This is a genomic window from Microvirga sp. HBU67558, assembly GCF_018069605.1.
GTDB classification, from domain to species: Bacteria; Pseudomonadota; Alphaproteobacteria; order Rhizobiales; family Beijerinckiaceae; genus Microvirga; species Microvirga terrae.
Genome location: NZ_JAGPUP010000185.1, coordinates 1 through 432 on the forward strand (window position 1 = coordinate 1; position 432 = coordinate 432).

The 432-nt window shown below is 66.4% G+C and carries 1 protein-coding gene; it reads left to right on the forward strand.

Annotated elements, in window-relative coordinates:
- Nucleotides 1-432 (forward strand): phosphoenolpyruvate carboxykinase (ATP) (locus tag KBI52_RS33785; protein WP_210804779.1); only part of this gene is annotated, 432 nt, incomplete at both ends.

Sequence of the window (432 nt, forward strand, 5' to 3'; positions counted from 1 at the left end):
CACCGGCGTGCATACGGGCCGCTCGCCCAAGGACAAGTTCGTGGTGCGCGACGAGACCACGGAAAACACCGTGTGGTGGGACAACAACGGCGCCATCACGCCCGGCCATTTCGACACCCTGCTGGCCGACTTCCTGGCCCATGCGGAAGGCAAGGAGCTGTTCGCGCAGGACCTCTACGGCGGCGCCGATCCGGCCTACCGGGTCGAGGCCCGTGTGTTCACGGAATATGCCTGGCACTCGCTCTTCATCCGCAACCTGCTGATCCGTCCGGATCGCGGCGAGCTCGCCGATTACGTGCCCGGCCTGACCATCATCGACCTGCCGTCCTTCAAGGCGGACCCGGCCCGTCACGGCTGCCGCACGGAGACGGTCATCGCCTGCGACTTCAAGCGCAAGATCGTGCTCATCGGCGGCACGTCCTATGCGGGCGA